This is a genomic window from Burkholderia sp. BCC1998 (assembly GCF_905339875.1).
Taxonomy (GTDB): Bacteria; Pseudomonadota; Gammaproteobacteria; order Burkholderiales; family Burkholderiaceae; genus Burkholderia.
This window is the reverse complement of record NZ_CAJPHE010000022.1, coordinates 70,812-89,914: the sequence shown is the minus strand read 5'-3', so window position 1 is coordinate 89,914 and position 19,103 is coordinate 70,812. Positions and strand designations below refer to the sequence as shown.

Annotated in this window: 17 protein-coding genes; 10 read left to right on the top strand and 7 right to left on the bottom strand. The window is 70.9% G+C overall.

The features are described 5' to 3' along the window. The first annotated feature begins 44 nt into the window (after positions 1-44). The 4 genes from U5A56_RS29745 (at position 45) to U5A56_RS29730 (ending at position 3,640) form a co-directional block, all read left to right on the top strand. A complete protein-coding gene (locus tag U5A56_RS29745) occupies positions 45-785 on the top strand; it encodes a GntR family transcriptional regulator (RefSeq protein WP_124489475.1) in 741 nt (246 codons plus the stop codon). Between the two features lie 178 nt (positions 786-963). Next, complete coding sequence (locus U5A56_RS29740; protein ID WP_321926001.1) at positions 964-1,167, top strand: hypothetical protein; 204 nt, start codon at positions 964-966, stop codon at positions 1,165-1,167. 14 nt (positions 1,168-1,181) lie between these two features. Next, entirely contained in the window at positions 1,182-2,099 is a 918-nt protein-coding gene (locus tag U5A56_RS29735) for an AEC family transporter (protein WP_321925999.1), read from the top strand. A 452-nt stretch (positions 2,100-2,551) separates the two neighbouring features. Further along, on the top strand, positions 2,552-3,640 hold the full coding sequence (locus U5A56_RS29730) for a sigma-54 interaction domain-containing protein (protein ID WP_124489472.1): 1,089 nt from the start codon (positions 2,552-2,554) through the stop codon (positions 3,638-3,640). Positions 3,641-3,685: 45 nt separating this feature from the next. Here U5A56_RS29730 and U5A56_RS29725 read toward each other — a convergent pair whose 3' ends face one another. From U5A56_RS29725 to U5A56_RS29695, 7 genes are read right to left on the bottom strand one after another with little or no spacing between them, the layout of a single operon-like run. Beyond that, positions 3,686-4,795: an LLM class flavin-dependent oxidoreductase gene (locus tag U5A56_RS29725; protein WP_124489471.1), complete on the bottom strand. Its 1,110-nt coding sequence runs from the start codon at positions 4,793-4,795 to the stop codon at positions 3,686-3,688. Continuing rightward, positions 4,792-5,520, bottom strand: coding sequence for an LLM class flavin-dependent oxidoreductase (locus U5A56_RS29720; RefSeq protein ID WP_321925998.1), 729 nt, complete (start codon positions 5,518-5,520; stop codon positions 4,792-4,794). The genes U5A56_RS29725 and U5A56_RS29720 overlap by 4 nt, the downstream gene beginning before the upstream one ends. Then, positions 5,517-6,575: an LLM class flavin-dependent oxidoreductase gene (locus U5A56_RS29715; RefSeq protein ID WP_124489469.1), complete on the bottom strand. Its 1,059-nt coding sequence runs from the start codon at positions 6,573-6,575 to the stop codon at positions 5,517-5,519. Before U5A56_RS29715 ends, U5A56_RS29720 begins: the two co-directional genes overlap by 4 nt. Then, positions 6,572-7,594, bottom strand: a complete 1,023-nt coding sequence (locus U5A56_RS29710) for an LLM class flavin-dependent oxidoreductase (RefSeq protein ID WP_321925995.1) — start codon at positions 7,592-7,594, stop codon at positions 6,572-6,574. The genes U5A56_RS29715 and U5A56_RS29710 overlap by 4 nt, the downstream gene beginning before the upstream one ends. After that, positions 7,591-8,964, bottom strand: a complete 1,374-nt coding sequence (locus tag U5A56_RS29705; protein WP_321925994.1) for an LLM class flavin-dependent oxidoreductase — start codon at positions 8,962-8,964, stop codon at positions 7,591-7,593. Before U5A56_RS29705 ends, U5A56_RS29710 begins: the two co-directional genes overlap by 4 nt. A gap of 13 nt (positions 8,965-8,977) precedes the next feature. Beyond that, positions 8,978-11,374, bottom strand: a complete 2,397-nt coding sequence (locus U5A56_RS29700) for a TonB-dependent receptor (RefSeq protein ID WP_321925992.1) — start codon at positions 11,372-11,374, stop codon at positions 8,978-8,980. A 38-nt stretch (positions 11,375-11,412) separates the two neighbouring features. After that, a complete protein-coding gene (locus U5A56_RS29695; RefSeq protein WP_321925990.1) occupies positions 11,413-11,763 on the bottom strand; it encodes a hypothetical protein in 351 nt (116 codons plus the stop codon). Here U5A56_RS29695 and U5A56_RS29690 point away from each other — a divergent pair. Genes U5A56_RS29690 through U5A56_RS29665 form a run of 6 tightly spaced genes read left to right on the top strand, consistent with a single transcriptional unit; the run spans position 11,762 to position 19,048 of the window. After that, positions 11,762-13,003 (top strand): SfnB family sulfur acquisition oxidoreductase, encoded by a 1,242-nt coding sequence (locus U5A56_RS29690; protein WP_321925988.1) that lies wholly within the window; start codon positions 11,762-11,764, stop codon positions 13,001-13,003. The two genes, U5A56_RS29695 and U5A56_RS29690, sit on opposite strands and share 2 nt — an antisense overlap. Continuing rightward, a complete protein-coding gene (locus U5A56_RS29685) occupies positions 13,003-14,631 on the top strand; it encodes an ABC transporter substrate-binding protein (RefSeq protein WP_260427921.1) in 1,629 nt (542 codons plus the stop codon). Before U5A56_RS29690 ends, U5A56_RS29685 begins: the two co-directional genes overlap by 1 nt. Before the next feature lie 4 nt (positions 14,632-14,635). Beyond that, positions 14,636-15,637: an ABC transporter permease gene (locus U5A56_RS29680; RefSeq protein ID WP_321925986.1), complete on the top strand. Its 1,002-nt coding sequence runs from the start codon at positions 14,636-14,638 to the stop codon at positions 15,635-15,637. Next, entirely contained in the window at positions 15,634-16,464 is an 831-nt protein-coding gene (locus U5A56_RS29675; protein WP_321925984.1) for an ABC transporter permease, read from the top strand. Before U5A56_RS29680 ends, U5A56_RS29675 begins: the two co-directional genes overlap by 4 nt. Next, positions 16,461-18,167, top strand: coding sequence for an ABC transporter ATP-binding protein (locus U5A56_RS29670; RefSeq protein ID WP_321925982.1), 1,707 nt, complete (start codon positions 16,461-16,463; stop codon positions 18,165-18,167). Before U5A56_RS29675 ends, U5A56_RS29670 begins: the two co-directional genes overlap by 4 nt. Next, on the top strand, positions 18,164-19,048 hold the full coding sequence (locus U5A56_RS29665; protein ID WP_321925980.1) for an alpha/beta hydrolase: 885 nt from the start codon (positions 18,164-18,166) through the stop codon (positions 19,046-19,048). The genes U5A56_RS29670 and U5A56_RS29665 overlap by 4 nt, the downstream gene beginning before the upstream one ends. The last annotated feature ends 55 nt before the right edge of the window (positions 19,049-19,103 follow it).

The following is a 19,103-nucleotide window of genomic DNA, read 5'->3' as shown; positions in this document are numbered from 1 at the left end:
GGGAAACGCGCATAGCGCGAACCCAGCACGACGAGGAAGGATCGATGACGCTGGTGCGTGACGACACGACATCGCTTTACGAGCAGCTTGCGACGACGCTGCGCGACGAGATCGAGCGCGGTGTGTACGAGCCGACCGGCAAGCTGCCGTCCGAGGCGCAGTTGAGCGAGCGTTTTCAGGTTAGCCGCGTGACCGTCAGGCTCGCGCTCGATCGATTGAGCGACGCGCGCATCGTCGAGCGCAAGCAGGGCAAAGGGACGTTCGCCGCGAAGCAGCGGCTGCGGCATCGACTCGATGTGCTGCGCGGGCTGCACGACTCGATCGCCGCGCAGGGCGCGCGGGCGCGGATGGAATTGCTGCGCATGGAAGCGTGCGACGTGCCGCCGGGCTTGCGGCACGCATTTGCCGCCGACGTCACGCGCTGCATCTATCTCGAACGCCTGCACTGGGTCGACGACGAGCCCGTCGCGCTCGCGCAGACCTGCCTGCTGCCCGACGCCGGCGCCGTCACGTTCGAGCAGGCCGAGCGCATGTCGACCTACGAGGTGCTGGAGAGCCTGCTCGGCTGGCGAATCACGGATGCCGACATGTCGGTGACGGCCATGGCCGCGCCGGACGATATCGCGGCCCGGCTCAAGGCCGACAAACACGCGCCGCTGCTCGTGCTGCGGCGCACGTCGCGCCTCGCGGACGGCCGCACGTGCGAATCCACGGTGTTTCACATTCGGCCCGAGCGCTTCGATCTGGTGGTCCGCAGCGGTGTCGAGGCACGGTTCGTCGGTTGACGCGTGCCGTCGGTCACGGCTTGCGATGCCGCTCCGGCGCGCAGTCGACCGAATCGGACAAGGTGCCCATGCGGCTTTTATAAATTACCTTTCGATCTAGATTTCAAATTTTTTATTCTTTCTGGGAATTTCGCGGCTCTGTCATATTTCTGTGCACCGAATTCATCGGACCAGAAAAATGTCGAAGACCACCATCATCGCGACGCTCGGAACGGTGTCGAATCCCGCTGAAAGGCTTCTTGCATCGCATCGTTCGGGCATGACCGTCGCGCGCCACCTGTTGTTCACGCGAGCCCGCGCGCCGCTGGATGAACGCGCAATGACCGCGTTCGTCGGCGTCCGTGGCGCGCGCGCGCATGCGAAGACGCCGGTCTTCGCGTGACGGGAGCGCAGCCGATGCAGAACGTCCTGGGTGCGCTGGTGCCGATCTTCGTGCTGATCCTGGCGGGATTCGTGCTGCGGCAGCGTCGCCTGCTGCCGGACGAATTCTGGCTGCCGTGCGAAACGCTGAACTACTACTACATGTTTCCCGCGCTGATGTTCAGCCAGGTCGCGAAAGCCAACCTGACGCAGTTTCCGGTGCGGCCGATCGCGACCGCGATCCTTGGCGCGGTGGGCGCGAGCGCGATGCTGCTGTATGCGTGGCGAGCGTGGAGCCGGCAGCCGGGGGCCGTGTTCTCGTCGGTGATCCAGGGGGCGTTACGGCCGAATACGTATGTGGGTGTTGCCGCGGCCGCGGCGTTGTACGGGAGCGTCGGACTGACGCTCACGTCGATCAGCATCGCGGTCGCGATACCGCTGCTGAACGTCGCGTCGATCATTGTCCTGATGCGCCACGGTCGTGGCGGCGCGCCGTCGGCATGGCAGGTCGGCGGCGCGCTGCTGAGGAATCCGGTCATCATGTCGGTGGTCCTCGGCGCCGCGTTCAATCTCGGCGGGCTGGGTCTGCCGGCGGTGATATCGAGCGTGCTGTCGATTCTCGGCGCCGCGTCGCTGCCGCTCGGGTTGCTCGCGGTGGGAGCGGGCCTCGACGTGAAGGCCGCGAAGGCGGCGCGTGGCCCCGTGTTCCAGTCGTCGGTGATCAAGTTGCTGCTCGTGCCGCTGCTGACTTTCTGGATCGGTTTCAGCCTGGGTATCCGCGGCCCGGCACTCACGACGATCGTGCTGTTCAATTCACTGCCGTGCACGCCGTCTGCGTACATCATGGCGAAGCTGCTCGGCGGCGATCACCGGTTGTCCGCCGGCATCATTACGGTACAGACGGCGCTTGCGGCCGTCACGATGCCGTTGGTGCTGCTCGTGTTTCACGGTTGAGCCGGATTCGCGCGCGGTGGCGGGGTGAAATGCAGAAGGCCGGTCAGCTCAACCTGACCGGCCTTCTGCATTTCCGGTGAGCCTACTTGCCGCGGCCCGGAGGCGCGGTCCGCTCGAACGGCACGTCAGTGCAGCGTTGCCGGAGCGCCTCCGAATCGGCGGGCGTTGCGCGTGTCGGCAGGCCGCACGCGTGAAGCGGCCTTGCTCCGTGTCCGGCCTCGCCGTGCGAAGCGGCGTGGAGGCGGGTTCGTCGGCACAAGGGATGCGGGGCTGCCGGCCGGCGACGTCCTGACGCATCGGACGGCATGCTGCGCGACCCACACGGGATTCGTTATCTGCGCGCGGCAGCGAAGCATCACAGCAATCGGTATTTTGCGTGCGCCCGAGGTTGACTAAGATCAAACCCTCAGGCGGACGCCAGTATCGTCAACCGGTCCGCCCGTGCCCGGATCATGAACAACCCTACAGATTCTCCACCGCTCATCTCGCTGCCGGAAAGCGAGCATCGCCCGCTCTCGGTGCGCGCGAAGGCGCTCGTATTCGCCGATCCCGCCTCGCGCGCGGTCCTGCGCTTCGTCGAGCAGATCGGACCCAGCGCCGCGCCGGCGCTGATCCTCGGCGAGACGGGCACCGGCAAGGAGCTGGTCGCGCGCCATATCCACCATGTCAGCGGCCGCACCGGCGCATTCATCGCGGTCAACTGCGGCGCGATCAGCCAGCAGCTCGCGGAGAGCGAACTGTTCGGCCACGAGGCCGGCGCGTTCACGGGGGCGCAGGGGCGCCGCGTCGGCTATTTCGAGGAAGCGAACGGCGGCACGATCTTTCTCGACGAAATCGGCGATCTCGCGCCGCCGCTGCAGGCGAAGCTGCTGCGCGTGCTGCAGGAGGGCGAGGTGACGCGCGTGGGCGCGACCCGTGCGCGGCCGGTCGACGTCCGCGTCGTCGCGGCGACCAACGTCGACCTCGAGCAGGCCGTGCTGGCCGGCAATTTCCGGATGGACCTGTTCTACCGGATCAATCTCGCCCGGGTGCGGCTGCCGCCGTTGCGCGAGCGGCCGCAGGACATCCTGCCGCTCGCCGAGCATTTCCGCGGGCGCTATTGCGCGCAGCTGAAGCGGCCGCAACCGATGCTGTCCGAGGCCACGGTGCAGGCGCTGCACGCGTATCCGTGGCCCGGCAATATCCGCGAGCTGGAAAACGTCATGCATCTGGCGTTGCTCGTGTCGAACGGCAACCTGATCCGCCCGGAGCACCTGAAGTTCTCCGAGGCACTCGCAGGCTATGCGCAAGCCGACGCCGGCGCGGCGACGTTGCCGCAGGACGACATCCGCGCGGGCGTGCGCCGCCTGTTCCGCGCGCCCGGCGAAAGCCTGCTGCGCGACATCGAGGAACTGGTCGTCGGCGAGGCGTTCGAGCATTGCCGGTTCAGCCAGGTGCGCACGGCCGCGCTGCTCGGTGTCACGCGCAACACGATGCGCACGCTGCTCGCGCGCCACGGGCTGCTCAGCGAGCCGCGCCCGGAATCCGCATTCGACGACTGACGCGTCGCGGCGGTCGGCTGTGTCGCCGGCTCGCCGTCCGGCGCGTCAAGAGAGGCTGGCGCGTGCCAGCCGCGTGCGTACGCGCGGCAATACGTGCTCGCCCACGCGCGCCGCTTCCTCCAGGTTCGGATAGGACGACAGCAGGAAGGTATCGATGCCGAGTTGCCGGTATTCGTGGACGCGCGCGGCAACCTGGTCGTAGCTGCCGACGATCGCGGTGCCCGCGCCGCCGCGAATCAGGCCGACGCCGGCCCACAGGTTCGGAGATACCTCCAGCTCGCGCAGCGAGCGCAGCGCGCCGCGGCTCAGCGCGGTCTGGCGTTGCTGGCCGACCGATTCGTAGGCGGCGAGCTTGCGCTGCGCGTCGACATAGGTCTGGTCGGAAATCTCGCTCAGCAACTCGTCGGCGCGCGCCCATGCGGCGCGTTCGGTCGGGCGCGCGATCACGTGCACGCGCAGCCCGAAGCGCAGCCGGCGGCCGTGCATCGCGGCCAGTGCACGCAGGCGCGCGATGCGTTCCCGCACGGCGTCGGGCGGCTCGCCCCACAGCAGGTACGTATCGGCCTGGCTCGCGGCCACCTGTTCGGCAAGCGTCGACGCCCCGCCGAGATAGAGCGCCGGCGGGGTCGCGAGCGGCACGCCGGCATGCGCGGGGTTCAGCATGTAGTAACGCCCGGCGACGGAGTGGCCGGCGCCCTGCCACAGACGCCGCAGGATCCGCAGGCATTCGGACGTGCGCTGGTAGCGCGCGTCGTGATCGAGAAAGTCGCCGAGCGCACGCTGGTCGTAAGCGCTCGAGCCGTTGACCGCGAACAGGCGCAGGCGGGCGCCGCTCATGCGCTGCAGGGTGGCCGCCTTGCGCGCGATCTGCTCGGGCTGCTCGAGGCCCGGGCGGAATGTCACGATCAACGCGATGCGGTGCGTTGCACGCGCGAGCTGCGCACTGACGAGCCACGGATCCTCGAAGCCCGCGGCCATCGGCAGCAGCAGGCTGTCGAAGCCGGCGGCCTCGGCCGCGCAGGCGACGCCGCGCAGGTATTCGGGCGTGGCCGGCCGATAGTCCTGCATGTAGTTCGGCGGGCGCGGCAGGCCGCTGTTGGCGAGATGCGGACCGTCGCCGTTGGTCGGCAGGAACCACGCGAAATCGACGCTCATGCGTCGCCTCGCCCGCGGCTTGCCCGACGCGCGACGCGCGCGCGTCGCACGTCGTCGAACCCGACCGTGCGCCGGAGCAGCGCATCGGCCGGCGGTGGCGCGAGGCCGCGCGCGCGATACGCGCGTTCGACGGCCGCCGCCACCGGCGGCGCGCTGGCGGGTACGAGCAGCCCGTCGCACCACGACGCGGCGAACGCGATTTCGCGCCGCTCGGCGACCGACCAGTAGACGGCAGGCCGCTGCGCCGCGAGATCGGGCAAACGGGCATGCTCGACGCGATAGTAGACCCCGCGATACTGCAGCGGCGAATCGGTTGCCCACAGTGCGCGCAGGAGCGACAGGAATTCGGCGCTGCGCGCGAGCCGCTGGTCGCGGTTCAGATGCATGGCGCGGTCGGTCGCGTCGACGTCCTGCGCGTCGGCTTCGCATGCGAGCAGCGCGCGGCCGCGGCTCAGCGACTGCAGGCTTTGCGCGAGATGGGCAGCGGCGACGGGCAGCATCGCACCGGCCTGCAGCGTCACCATCACGCGCAGCGCCGGCAGCGCATCGACGAGCGCCGCGGCCGCCATCCACGGGTCGGGGCCGCCGGCCCGCGCGGGCAGCAGCACGGCGTCGCAGCCGGCCGCCACGCCGGCCTCGGCAAGCGCGATCCAGTCGGCGGCCGGGTCGGCGCGTGTGTCGTCGCAGCCGATGTCGAGCCGCAGCAGCAGACGCGGCGCGCTCATGCGGGTGCGTGCGCCGGCCGCCAGCCGAGCGCCGGCGCAATCGTTTCCGCGAGCGCGCGCAGCCGCGCCAGCGCGTCGTCGAGCGACGAGCTTTCCGATTGCACGACCGGCAGGAAATAGTCGGCGAACGGGAACAGCGCCGGGTCGCCGCGCAGGCTTTCGATCACGTCGTCCGGATGCCCGTAGTGGACGTTCAGCAGCCGCACGATCTGCTCGGGATCGGTCACGTCGGGATGGCCGCTCGCGGCGAGCCATGGAATATGGCGCACGACGTCGGGCGCCAGCGCGGCGAGCGCGGTGCGCCGGTCGCGTGCGGGAAACACCGCGCGCACCACGCCGATGCGCGGTGCCGGCGCGCCGGCGTGTGCGTGTTCGCGCCAGGCGTCGAGATACGCGTGCGCGAGCGGCAGTTGGACGGTGCGCGGATCGTGCACGGCGGTGCCGAGCAGCAGGCCGTTGCCGTGCCGTGCGGCGAACCGCGCGCCGTCGGGCGACGCGTGCGAATGCCACAGGCGCGCGCGCACGCCGGGCGCCGCGGGCTGCAGCACGAGCGGCGGCGCGTCGGCGGCGGCCGCGTGCGCGAGTGGGCGGCCCGCGAGCGCATCCTGCAAACGTTCGAGCGCGGTCGCGAAGCGCGCCTGCCGCGTGTCGACGTCGAGCCCGAACGCGGCGAACGCGTCGAGATTCGCGCCGCCGCTGCCCAGACCGAGTTGCAGCCGGCCGCCCGCCAGCGCGTCGAGCACCGCCGCGTCTTCGGCGAGCCGCAGCGGATCCTCGAGCGACAGCGTGACGATTCCCGTGCCGAGTTCGATGCGGCGCGTGCGTTGCGCGACGGCGGCCAGCAGCACGAGCGGCGACGGCAGCCGGCCGTATTCCGCGCGGAAATGATGCTGCGCGACGAATCCGCCGTCGAAGCCGAGCTGTTCGGCCGCGACGAACAGCGTTTCGAGATCCGCGTAGACGCGGCGCGCGTCGCCGCTGCCGTGGACGTGCGTGAGGAAACCGAGCTTGAACGGCCGGCGCTCGGCCGGTGCGGGTGTGGACGATCGAGTCATGTCGGGATCGGATCGGAAGTGAGCGAAGCGGCTGCGGGGCCTGCCGAGGCCGGCCTCCAGCCGAGCGCCGGCGCGATCGCGCCGGCGACGGTCTCGAGCCGGTGCAGCGCGTCGCGCTGCGAGGTGCCGGCCGTCTGCACCTGCACGACCAGCTCGGTTGCGCCGGCCAGCGCGGGATCGATCTGAAGCGCGGCCGCGATGTCGGCGGGCGCACCGCGTAGTACACCGAAGCGATCGAGCAGCGCGGGAAGGTCGGCGGGCCCGGGCGCCGGTGCGCCGCCGGCCGCGGCGAGCCGCGCGGCGTACCGCAGGATGTCGGGGCCGATCGTCGCTTCGACGCCGGCCGCATCCGCGCCCGGCACGACCGCCCGCACGAGTGCGACACGGGGCGCGCCCGGATGCGACCACGCGCGGCGATAGCGCGCCACGAGCACTGCTTCGCCGTCCTGTTCCGGACGCGTGCGCGCGACGATCAGCCCGTGACCGTTGCGCGCGACCGCTTCGGTATCGCCGGTCGCCTGCCAGACACGCGCGGCCAACGTGGGCGCGGGCGGTTGCAGCGTCGCCCCGGCCGGGGTGAGCGGCGCGCCATCCAGCGCCCGGCGCAACGCCGCGAGCGCGTCGGCCTGCAGCGCCGCGCGCGCACCGAAATCGCGGCCGAACGCGGCGAACACGTCCGCCTTGAAGCCGGCGCCGACACCGAGCTGAAGGCGGCCGTCGGCCAATGCGTCGAGCACGGCCGCATCTTCCGCGACGCGCAGCGCCGCTTCGAGCGGCAGCACGATCACGCCGGTGCCGAGCGCGATGCGCCGCGTGCGGCGCGCGGCGGCCGCCAGCAGCACGAGCGGCGACGGCAGCCGGCCCGTTTCGCTGCCGAAATGGTGCTGGGCCACCCACGCGCTGTCGAAGCCGAGCGCTTCCGCCGCTTCGATCAGCGCGAGCGTGTCGTGCAGCACGCGCGGCGACGAATCGGGCGCGTAGACGCGCGTCAGCACGCCGAGTCGGAACGGGCGCGTCATGCGGCACCGCCGCGCACCGGTGCGACCGTATCGCCGCGCAGCGACGACGGGCGCCGAACGAAGGGCGGGCGCGGCAGGCCGAGCTGATCGCGCAGCGTCGGGCCTTCGTACTCGGTGCGGAACAGCCGGCGCCGCTGCAGTTCGGGCACGACGAGATCGACGAAATCGTCGAGGCCGCCGGGCACCCACGCGAACGCGACGTTGAACCCGTCGGCGCCGTACAACAGGAACCATTCCTCGAAGCGATCGGCGATGGTCTTCGGCGTGCCGGTGACGACACCGGCGCTCGCAAAGCGCTCGTAGAGCTGGCGGATCGTCAGGTTCTCGCGGCGCGCGAGATCGACGATCAACTGCTGCCGGCTCTTGCTGCGATTGCTCGGCGGCAGCTCGGGCAACGGTCCGTCGAGCGGGTAACCGGACAGGTCGAAATCGCCCGCGTTGTCGGCGAGCAGCCGCAGCCCGAGCACCGGATCGATCAGGTCCTGCAACGCGCGCAGCTTGTCGCGTGCTTCGGCCTCGGTCGCGCCGACGATCGGCATCACGCCGGGCAGGATCTTCAGGTGCTCCGGGCGGCGGCCGTGACGCGCGAGGCGGCCCTTGACGTCCGCATAGAAAGCCTGGGCGTCGTCGAGCCGGTGCTGCGCGGTGAAGATCACTTCCGCGCAGCGTGCCGCGAGTTCGCGGCCCGCCTCCGACGAACCGGCCTGCACGAGCACCGGATGGCCCTGCGGCGCGCGCGCGACGTTCAGCGGGCCGCGCACGCTGAAGTGCGGCCCGTGATGATCCAGCACATGCAGCTTGCGGTGATCGAAATGCAGGCCGGCGGCCTTGTCCTCGATGAACGCGTCGTCTTCCCAGCTGTCCCACAGCCCCGCCACGACGCGCTGGAATTCGTCGGCGCGCGCGTAGCGATCGGCGTGCGCGAGGTGCGGCGTCGCGCCGAAGTTCGCCGCTTCGTCGGGCACGACCGACGTGACGAGATTCCACCCCGCGCGGCCGCCGCTCAGGTGGTCGAGCGACGCGAACTTGCGGGCGATGTGGTACGGCGCGTTGTAGGTCGTCGTCGCGGTCGCGATCAGGCCGATGTGTTGCGTGACGGCCGCCAGCGCGGCGAGCAGCGTGAGCGGCTCGAAGGTGTCGGCGCGCGCGCTGCGGCGCAGGGAATCGATGTGGCTGCCCTGCGTCGCGACCACGTCCGCGACGAACAGCGCATCGAGCTTGCCGCGCTCGGCCGTCTGCGCCATCCGGCGGAAATGCGCGAAGTCGCGGTTGCCGTTCGGCTGCGCGAGCGGATGGCGCCAGCCGACCACATGGCTGCCGCCGCCGTTCAGCATCGCGTTGAGTTTCAGGGTCTCGGTGCGGCGCGTCATCCGGATGGACTCCTCAATACGTGTAGGTCACGCGTACGCCGACGGTGCGCGGCTGCCCCGCGGCGGCGACGTTCGTGCCGGGCAGGAAGAAGTTCTTCGTCAGGTCGTACTGGCGGTTGAACAGGTTGCGCGCCCACAGCGCGACGTCCCAGTGCCGGTCGGGCGAGGTGACGGTCAGGCTCGCGTTGACGAGCCAGTAACTGTCGACCGTGTAGTTCGGGCCGAGCAGCAGCAATTGCGAATAGGCGTCGCGGTAGCTGTAATTCGTCTCCGCGCGCAGCCGGTAGCCGCCCGCGAGCCAGCTGTACGCGACCTGTCCGCCGTAGCTCAGGCGCGGGAAGCTGAGCGCGCTGCCGTTGTAGTCGGTGAACACGTTGTGGCCGCTCGCCGCCGACGCCTGCGTGTTGTACGTGACGAACGGCGACGTGTACTTGCCGCTCTTGTAGCCGACGTACTGCGAGATTTCCAGCCCGCGCACCGGCTGCCATTTCAGGTCGGTCTCGAAACCGTCGATGCGCGATTTCGGCGCGTTGACGAACGTGCCGATCAGCGATTGCGAGTTCGGGTCGAAGGTGGCCGACAGCACCTGCTGGTCGCGATAGTCGTAATGGAACGCCGACGCGTTCCAGCGCAGCGAGCGCGTGAGGTCGCTCTTGAAGCCCACCTCGTACGCGGTCAGCGATTCGGGCTTGAACGGCGCGAGCGCGTTCGAATTGCCGGTGTTGTGCGCGGTGAAGCCGCCCGACTTGTAGCCGCGGCTCACGGTCGCGTAAAGCATCGTCGCCGGGGCGAGGTCGAATTCGAGGCCGACCTTGCCCGACGTGCCGTTCGACGTCAGCGACTGGTTCGCGTCGCCGCCGCGGAAGCCCGCGAACGGCACGAACGACGGCGTCAGCATGCCCGACGCGAAGCCGCGCAGTTCGCGCTTCTCGTGTTCCTGCCGCAAGCCGACGATGCCGCGCAGGCGTTTCGTGATGTCGTAGGTCGCCTGGCCGTAGACGCCGAGCGTGTCGACCGACTGCCGGTAGCGCGTGAGCGCGATGAAGCCGAGCCGGTCGCTGAAGTCGGAATAGAACTTCTCGTCGAGATCGTCGTGCGAGTAGAACAGGCCGGAGACCCAGCGCAGCCGCGTGTCGCCGCGCGACGACGCGCGCAGTTCCTGCGTGACTTCGTTGACGGTGTCGTCGAAGTACTCGTCGGAGTCGTGATACCGGGTGGCGTCCCAGTCCGAATATTCGCGGCGGTGCAGGTAGTTGTACGCGGTGATGCTCTTCAGTTCGACCGGCCCGAGATTCCACGTCGCGGTCAGGTCGACGCCGCCGTTCGCGTTGTTGCGCCCCGGCTTCGCGTCGGTCGACAGGCCCGTCGCGCGCGAGAACGCAGGGCTCACGCTCCAGCCGGTTTTCGTGTGATCGGCGTCGGCCGGGATGACCTCGCCGGTCCTGGTCGACGTGTACGGCGTGAACAGGTAGAGCCCCGTGTTGTCGGACTTGTCGAATCCGCCGTGCGCGCCGAAGTGCAGCTTGAAATCGCGCGCGACGTCCCAGTCGAGTTGCGCGCGCGCGGCGGCGCTGTCGTGGTTGCCGAGCGTCTGGTTGGTCGCGCGGTTGTTCTGCCATGCGCCGAAGTCCTGCGTCGTGAACGCGAAGCGGCCGCGCACGCGATCGCTCAGCGGTCCGGACACGTAGCCTTCGGTCGTCAGCAGGTTGTGCGTGCCGTATTCGACGCTCGCGCCCGCCTGGAAGTCGCGGGTCGGCTGGTTCGTGATGAAGTTCACCGTGCCGCCCGTCGTATTGCGGCCGTACAGCGTGCCCTGAGGGCCGCGCAGCACCTCGACGCGCGCGATGTCGAACAGTTGCCCCTGGGTCTGGATCGGCAGCGCGTACGCGACGTCGTCGACGTTGATGCCGACCGTCGACGCGTTGTTCGACGTGTAGTCGTTGAAGCCGACGCCGCGAATCCGGAACTGCGGCTGGCCGCCGCCGAACGCGGGCTCGACTTCGACGCTCGCGGTCGCATGCTGCAGGTCGTTGACGGTCTCGACGTTCAGCGTCTTGAGGTCGTTGCCCGATATGACCGACATCGACGTGCCGACGCGCTGCGCCGATTGCCGCCGCCGCTGGGCCGTGACGATCACGTCCTTCAGCTGGGCCTCCGCGACCGGCGCGCTGCCGCTCGCGTGCGTCGCGCCGGACGCCGCCGACGCCGCCGACGCCGCCGACGCAGCCGGTGCCGCCGATGCAGCCGATGCAGCCGATGCAGCCGATGCAGCCGATGCAGCCGATGCAGCCGGTGCCGCCGCGGCCGCCGAAGCGGCGATCGGCGCCGCGGTGGCCGCCGGCTGCTGCTGCGCATGCAGCGCCGGCGCGGCGGCCAGCAGCGCCGACGCGCCGAGGGAGGCGCTCAACATCGTGTATTTCATCCGTCTATCCCCAAATCGAAGCGTTGTTATGCGTGTGGTCCGGCGCGGTGCCGCGCATCGAGTCGATGGCGCCGCGGCTCGGCAGTGCGTGAGCGGGGCTTTGCAACAGGCGTGCCAATGGGCGCTCGGGCACGCCCCGCAACGGATGGGTGCCGAAAGCGGCGGCCGAACGACGCAGCGCGCGCGCATGCGTTCCAGTCGTTTTGCTGGAATTCCAGCAGCGCCGTCGCGCATCGCGCGGCGTGCTGCATTTGCGGCATCTCGCTGGAAATCCAGCGCGCCGCGCGCGGCGCGATGGCCGCACAGGCCGACGGGACCGCATTGGCATGGTGCTTGCTGTCGACGGAGGCCATGCACCCGTCCACGAGGATCTTCATGAACGCATTCACGTCCGCCGACACGCCGGCCAGCGCGCCGTCCCCGCTGTCCTCCCGTCCACCCGCGAGCCGCATCGCCGACGACGCGCACGCGCTCGAAACCGCGCGCCGGCTCGCCGACGAACTGTCGCGCGACGCGGCGCTGCGCGACCGCGAGCGGCGCCTGCCGTTCGCGGAGCTCGACCTGTTCTCGGGCAGCGGGCTGTGGGGCATCACGGTGCCGCGCGCGTTCGGCGGCGCGGACGTGTCGCTCGCGACGCTCGGCGAGGTCGTGCGAACCATCGCGCAGGCGGACCCGTCGATCGGCCAGCTGCCGAAGAATCACTTTCACGCGCTCGACGTGATCCGGCTGACGGGCGACGACGCGCAGCGCCGCAAGTTCTTCGGCCTCGTGCTCGACGGTGCGCGGATCGGCCATGCGGCGTCCGAGCGCGGGACGAAGAACGCGCTCGAGATCGGCACGCGGCTCTCGCGGCGCGGCGGGCGGCTCGTGCTCGACGGCCAGAAGTTCTATTCGACGGGCGCGCTGTTCGCCGACTGGATCGCGGTGCTCGCGCTCGACGACGACGGCCGCTACGTGCAGGCGCTGGTCGAGCGCGACCGGCCGGGGCTCGAGATCGTCGACGACTGGAGCGGCTTCGGGCAGCGCACGACGGCGAGCGGCACGCTGACGCTGGCGGGCGTGGAGGTCGACGAGCAGGACGTGGTGTCGATCCAGGCCGCGTTCGAGCGGCCGACGCTCGCGGGCCCCGTGTCGCAGTACCTGCACGCGAACATCGACGTCGGCATCGCGCGCGCGGCGCTGGACGACACGCTCGAGTTCGTGCGCACGCGCAGCCGGCCGTGGGCCGACAGCGGGATCGCGCGCGCGTCGGACGATCCTTACGTGATCCGCGACGTCGCCGACGTGCAGATCCGCCTGCTCGCGACCGAAGCGCTGCTCGACCGTGCGGCCGCGGCGCTCGACGCGCTGCCGGCCGAACTCGACGACGCGCAGGTCGCGCACGCATCGGTGCAGGTTGCAGCCGCGAAGGTGCTGAGCACCGAGCTCGCGATCCTCGCGACCAACAAGCTGTTCGAACTGTCGGGCACGCGCTCGGTGCTGAGCGAATACAACCTCGACCGTCATTGGCGCAATGCGCGCACCCATACGCTGCACGATCCGGTGCGCTGGAAATACCACGCGATCGGCAACTACGTGCTCAACCACGTCAACCCGCCGCGCCACGGTTACCTGTGATGACCGACACGCTATCGACTCCATCGCCGTGGGTGCCGAAGGACCCGGCGCGGCGCCGCTATGCGCTCGCCGCCGCGTGGGCCGCGGCCGGGCTCGGCGGCGCGGCGCGCGTGTTCGCGGCCGACGCCGCGGCGGCGCCGGTGCGCGGCGGCACGCTGTCGCTGTTCGCGCAGCCGGAGCCGCCGTCGCTCGTCAACGCGCTGACGCCGCACGTCGCGTCGCAATACGTCGGCGGCAAGATCTTCCAGGGGTTGCTCGGCTTCGACCCGCAACTGCGCGCGGTGCCCGTGCTCGCGCGCAGCTGGCGCGCGTCGGCCGACGCGCTGACCTGGACGTTCGACCTGCAGCCGGGCGTGCGCTGGCACGACGGGCAGCCGTTCGGCGCGCAGGACGTGGTGGTCACGCTGAAGGAAATCGCACCGCAGGCGCTGCCGCGCACGAAGGTGACGTTCGACAAGTACGTCGCGTCGATCGACGCGAGCGGCCCGCTGCAGGTGACGATCCGCCTGAAGAAGCCGTACGCGGGGCTGATCAACCTGCTCGGCAGCGGACTGCTGCCGATCCTGCCGGCCCATCTGTACCAGGGCAAGGACCCGCGCAGCAATCCCGCGAACCAGCATCCGGTCGGCACCGGCCCGTTCGTGTTTCGCGAATGGAAGCGCGGCGCGTACATCCGCGTCGCGCGCAATCCGGATTACTGGAAGAAGGGGCTGCCGTATCTCGACGGGATCGTATTCAACGTCGTGCCCGACGCGGCCGCGCGCTCGATCGCGTTCGAGCGCGGGCAGATCCACGCGTTGCGCGCGGGCGACGTCGACTACGCGGACATCGCGCGGCTCGCGAAGCTGCCGGGCGTCGCGATCACGACGCAGGGCTGGGAGCTGTTCACCGGGATGGCCTTTCTCGAACTGAACCAGCGCAAGCCGCCGTTCGACAACGTGCTCGTGCGGCAGGCCGTGCTGCACGCGCTCGATCGCCAGTTCATCGTCGACCGGATCTTCTTCGGCTACGGGAAGGTCGCGAACGGGCCGTTCGTGTCGTCGTCGCCGTTCTACGATCCGAACGTGCCGCGCTTCGCGTACGACCCGGAGCGGGCGCGCGCGCTGATCCGGCAGTCGGGCGTCGACGTCGGCAAGTTTCCGCTCGTGCTGGTCAACGGCGAGAAGGGCGGCGCGTGGGAGCGCGTGGCCGAATACACGCAGCAGGCGCTCGGCCAGGCCGGCTTCCGGCTGCGCGTGCAGACGACCGATGCGGCCGGCTGGTATGCGCGCGTCGCGAACTGGGATTTCGACCTGAGCTACAACTTCCTGTTCCAGAACGCGGATCCGGATTTCGGCGTCGCGCCGCTGTACCGGATCGACGGCATCTCGAAGGGCTCGCCGTTCGGCAACGTCGCGGGCTACCGCAATCCGCAGGCCGATGCGCTGTGGGACGCGGCCGCGCTGGACACCGATCCGGCCGCGCGCCGCGCGCGCTACGCGCAGCTCCAGACCACGCTCGCGAACGACGCGGCGATCGCGAACATCTTCGAGATGGTCAACCCGACGCTGTACCGGCGCAACGTCCACAACCTGCTGCGCACGGCCACCAGCGTGAACGACAGCCTCGAGGACACGTGGATCGGATGACGCGATGAACACGGCGCTGCGTTTGACGTCGACGGTGCTCCGGGGCCTGGCGGTCGTGCTGGGCGTGCTCGTCGTGAACTTCTTCCTGGTGCGGCTCGCGCCGGGCGACCCCGCGCTGATGCTCGCCGGCGACGCGGGCTCGGGCGATGCCGCGTACGTCGAGCGGCTGCGCGCGCAGCTCGGCTTGAGCCGGCCGCTCGTCGAGCAGTTCGCGCTGTATCTGCGCGATCTCGCGCACGTCGATTTCGGCTTCTCGTACCGCAACCAGCTGCCGGTGCTGCAACTCGTCGCCGAGCGCCTGCCCGCGACGCTGCTGCTGATGGCGGCCGCGTTCGCCGTGTCGGTCGTCGCGGGCGTGACGGCGGGTGCGGTGGCCGCGTACGGCGAGTCGCGCGGCGGTCCGTGGGTGCGCCGCATCGCGCGCGCGATCGGCGCGCTCGCGGTGATCGTCTATGCGACGCCGCTGTTCTGGCTGTCGCTGATGAGCGTGATCGCGTTCTCGGTGGTGCTCGGCTGGCTGCCGTCGTTCGGGATGGAAAGCGTCGGCGCCGGCTACACGGGGTGGCGCCACGCGCTCGACGTGGCCGCGCACCTCGTGCTGCCGGCCACGACGCTCGGGCTCGTGTACGGCGCGATCTACGTGCAGCTCACGCGCGCCGCGATGCTCGAGGTGATCGAACGCGATTTCGTGCGGACCGCGCGCGCGAAGGGCGCGTCCGAGTCGCGCGTGATGATCCGCCACGTGCTGCGCAACGCGCTGTTGCCGGTCGTCACGCTCGGCGGATTGCAGCTCGGGCAGCTCGCGGGCGGCGCGCTCGTGACCGAAATCGTGTTCGCGTGGCCCGGCCTCGGCGGACTGATGTACGACGCGCTGCTGCAGCGCGACTATCCGGTGCTGCTCGGGCTGCTCGCCGTGGTCGCGGCGCTCGTGGTGCTGTTCAATGCGCTGACCGACCTGCTGTACGGGATCGTCGATCCGCGCATCGGCTGGCGGGACGCGCGATGACGGGCCGCTTCGTGCATCGTTTCGTGCGCGCACGCGGCGCGGCGGCCGGCACGCTGTTTCTGGCCGTCGTCGCGCTCGTCGCGCTGAGCGCGCCGCTGTGGCTGCCGTCGCCGTGGCGCATGGCCGGCGAGCCGTTGCTGCGGCCGCTGCAGGCCGGCCATCCGCTCGGCACCGACATGCTCGGGCGCGATGTGCTGGTCGCGCTGCTGTGGAGTGCGCGCGTGTCGCTGTTCGTCGGGCTCGCGGCGACCGTCGCGACCTTTGTGCTCGGCGCATCGATCGGCGCGCTCGCGGGCTGGTGCGGCGGCTGGGTCGACCGGACGCTGATGGCGCTCACGACGCTGTTCCAGACCGTGCCGCAATTCGCGGTCGCGGTCACGATCGCGGCGGTGCTCGGCGCGTCGCTCGAATCGACGATCGTCGCGATCGCCGCCGTGTCGTGGCCGGCGATCGCGCGGCTCGTGCGCGGCGAATTCATCGGGCTCGCGCAACGGGAGTTCGTGCTCGCGGCGCGGCTGGCCGGCGAGTCGCCGGCCGCGCTCGTGCGGCGCCAGATCCTGCCGCACGTCTGGCCGCCGCTCGCGGTGCTGGCCGCGCTGATGGTCGCGACCGCGATCCTCACCGAGTCGGCGCTGTCGTTTCTCGGGCTCGGCGATCCGTCGCAGATGAGCTGGGGCTTCATGATCGGCGCGGCGCGCAACGTGGTGCGCGACGCGTGGTGGCTGAGCATCTGGCCGGGGCTCGCGATCGTCGCGACCGCGCTCGCGATCAACCGGGTCGGCGAAGGGTTGCGCCACGCGTCGGCGCTTGCGGAGCCGGCGCGATGAGCGGCGCGCCGCTGTTGTCGGTCGAGCGGCTCACGCTCGCGTTGCCGGCCCGCGCGGAGCGCCGCGACGCGGTGCGCGACGTGTCGCTGACGGTCGCGCCCGGCGAGGTGCTGTGCGTGGTCGGCGCGTCCGGGTCGGGCAAGTCGCTGCTCGCGGCCGCGATCGCCGGCCTGCTGCCGCGCGGCGTGCGGCACGCGGCCGGGCGGATCGCGCTGCGCGGGCGGGACCTCACGCACTGCAGCGACGCGCAATGGCGCGCGGTGCGCGGCCGCGACGTGTCGATGATCTTCCAGGAACCGCTCGCCGCGCTGAATCCGCTGATGACGGTCGGCGCGCAGGTCGACGAGGTGCTGCGCGTCCATCGCGTGCTGAGCGGCCGCGGTGACGGCGCGGCGCGCGCGGCGCGCGCGGCACGCGTGACGGCGCTGTTGCGCGACGTCGGCCTGCCGGAGCCCGAGCGGCTGCGGCATGCGTATCCCGACGCGCTGTCCGGCGGCCAGCGTCAGCGCGTGCTGATCGCGATGGCGCTCGCGCTCGAGCCGGCCCTGCTGATCGCGGACGAACCGACCACCGCGCTCGACGTCACCACGCAGGCGCGCATTCTGGCGCTGATCGAGCGGGCAGCCCGTACGAAACGGACCGGCGTGCTGCTGATCACGCACGACTTCGGCGTGGTCGCGCGCGTCGCCGATCGCGTCGTGGTGTTGCGCGATGGCGAGCAGGTCGAGAGCGGTCGCGCGGCCGACGTGCTGCGCGCGCCGCGCCATCCGTATACGCGCGCGCTGCTCGATGCCGTGCCGCACGGTCGCGTCGCAGCGCGTGCCGTCGCCCGCGGCGGCGTGCCGCTGCTGGACGTGCAGGGCCTGCGCAAGCACTACGCGTCGCGCCGCGCGTTGCCGTTCCTGCCGGCGCGCGGCCGGCGCCGCGTCGATGCGCTGGTCGACGTCGGCTTCGTGCTGCATGCCGGCGAGACGCTCGGCATCGTCGGCGAATCGGGTTCCGGGAAGTCGACGCTCGCGCGCGCACTGGTGCGGCTCGCGCGGGTGGATGCGGGGCGCATCGTGCTGCGCGGCGAGCACGATCTCGCGCGCGTGGCCGACCACGCGTTGCGGCCGCTGCGTCGCGACGTCCAGATGGTGTTTCAGGACCCATACGCATCGCTGAACACGCGTCAGACGATCGCGCAGATCGTCGCGACCGGCCTGCTTGCGCACGGTGTCGGCCGCGCTGCGGCGTATCGGCGGGCGGCCGAGCTGCTCGCGCAGGTCGGCTTGCCGCCGGATGCGCTCGACCGGTATCCGCACGAATTCTCCGGCGGGCAGCGCCAGCGCATCAGCCTGGCACGTGCGCTGGCGCTCGATCCGTCGATCCTCGTGGCCGACGAAATGGTGTCGGGGCTCGACGTGTCGGTGCAGGCGCAGGTGCTCGAACTGCTCGCGTCGGTGCAGCAGCGCCGCGCGATGGCGATCGTGTTCGTCACGCACGACTTGCGCGTCGCCGCGCAGATCTGCGACCGCATCGCGGTGATGCAGGCCGGGCGCATCGTCGAACTGGGCGATACCGCGCAGGTTTTCGGCGCGGCGCGCCATCCGTACACGCGTGCGTTGCTCGATGCGATGCCGGTGCTGCCGGCGCGCGTGAGCGCGACCGGCACGCAGGACGGCAGCGCGCACGCCCATCGAACCAACGAGGAGCACTCATGACGTCCGATTCGAACTTCGCGGTCGCGGCTTTCGCCGTCGTGGCCGGTGTGCCGGTCGAGGTGCGCGCCGGGCGCACGCTGAGCGTCGCGCATCGCGCCGCGCCGCGCGGCTCGCCGCATGCGGGGACGGTGCTGTTCTTCGCGCACGGCGGCGGCGGCAACAAAAACCAGTGGCGAGCGCAGTGGCGCACGTTCGCCGATGCGGGCTACGAACTCGTCGCATGTGATTTCCTCGGTCACGGCGACAGTCCGCGGCCGCCCGCGCGAAGCGGCGCCTATCACGGTGACGAAACGCTGCGCGACTATCTCGCGCTGTTCGACCGCTACAAGGGGGCGCACAACGTGCTGGTCGCCCATTCGCTGGGCACGGGAAGCACGCTCGCCTTGCTCGAGCGGCTGGCGGCGCTCGGGCGGCTGCACGAAGCGAGCGGTGCGCTGCTGCTCGGCACGCAGCTCGCGCGCCCGGTGACGCGGCCGCCGGCGTTGCCGGGCTGGCTGCTCGAATGGATCAAGCCGGTGTTCGCGCGGCGCTTCCGGCGGCTCGCATGGCATCCGCAGGCCGACCCGGCGCTCGTCGCCTACGAGTCGCGCGTCGCGCGCCGCAACCGGATGACGACCTTCCAGGCCGTGCTGCGCGACGCGCCGTGGCCCGATGCGGCGCGGCTGGCCGCGCTCGACTTGCCGGTCGCCGTGCTCGCTGGCGACAGCGACGGCCTGACACCGCCCGCCGGCGGACGCGCGCTGGCCGACGCGTTGCCGAATGCGTCGTTCGGCGTGCTGCCCGCCTGCGGCCATCAACTGATGCTCGAGCGGCCGGATGCGGTCGGCGCCGCATTGCGTGCGCTGCTCGAGCGCACCGTGCAAGCGGCGCCCGTGCGATGAGCGGCCGCCGAAGAACCATGAAACAGCAGCCGGCCCGTCATCCGGGCAACGGCTC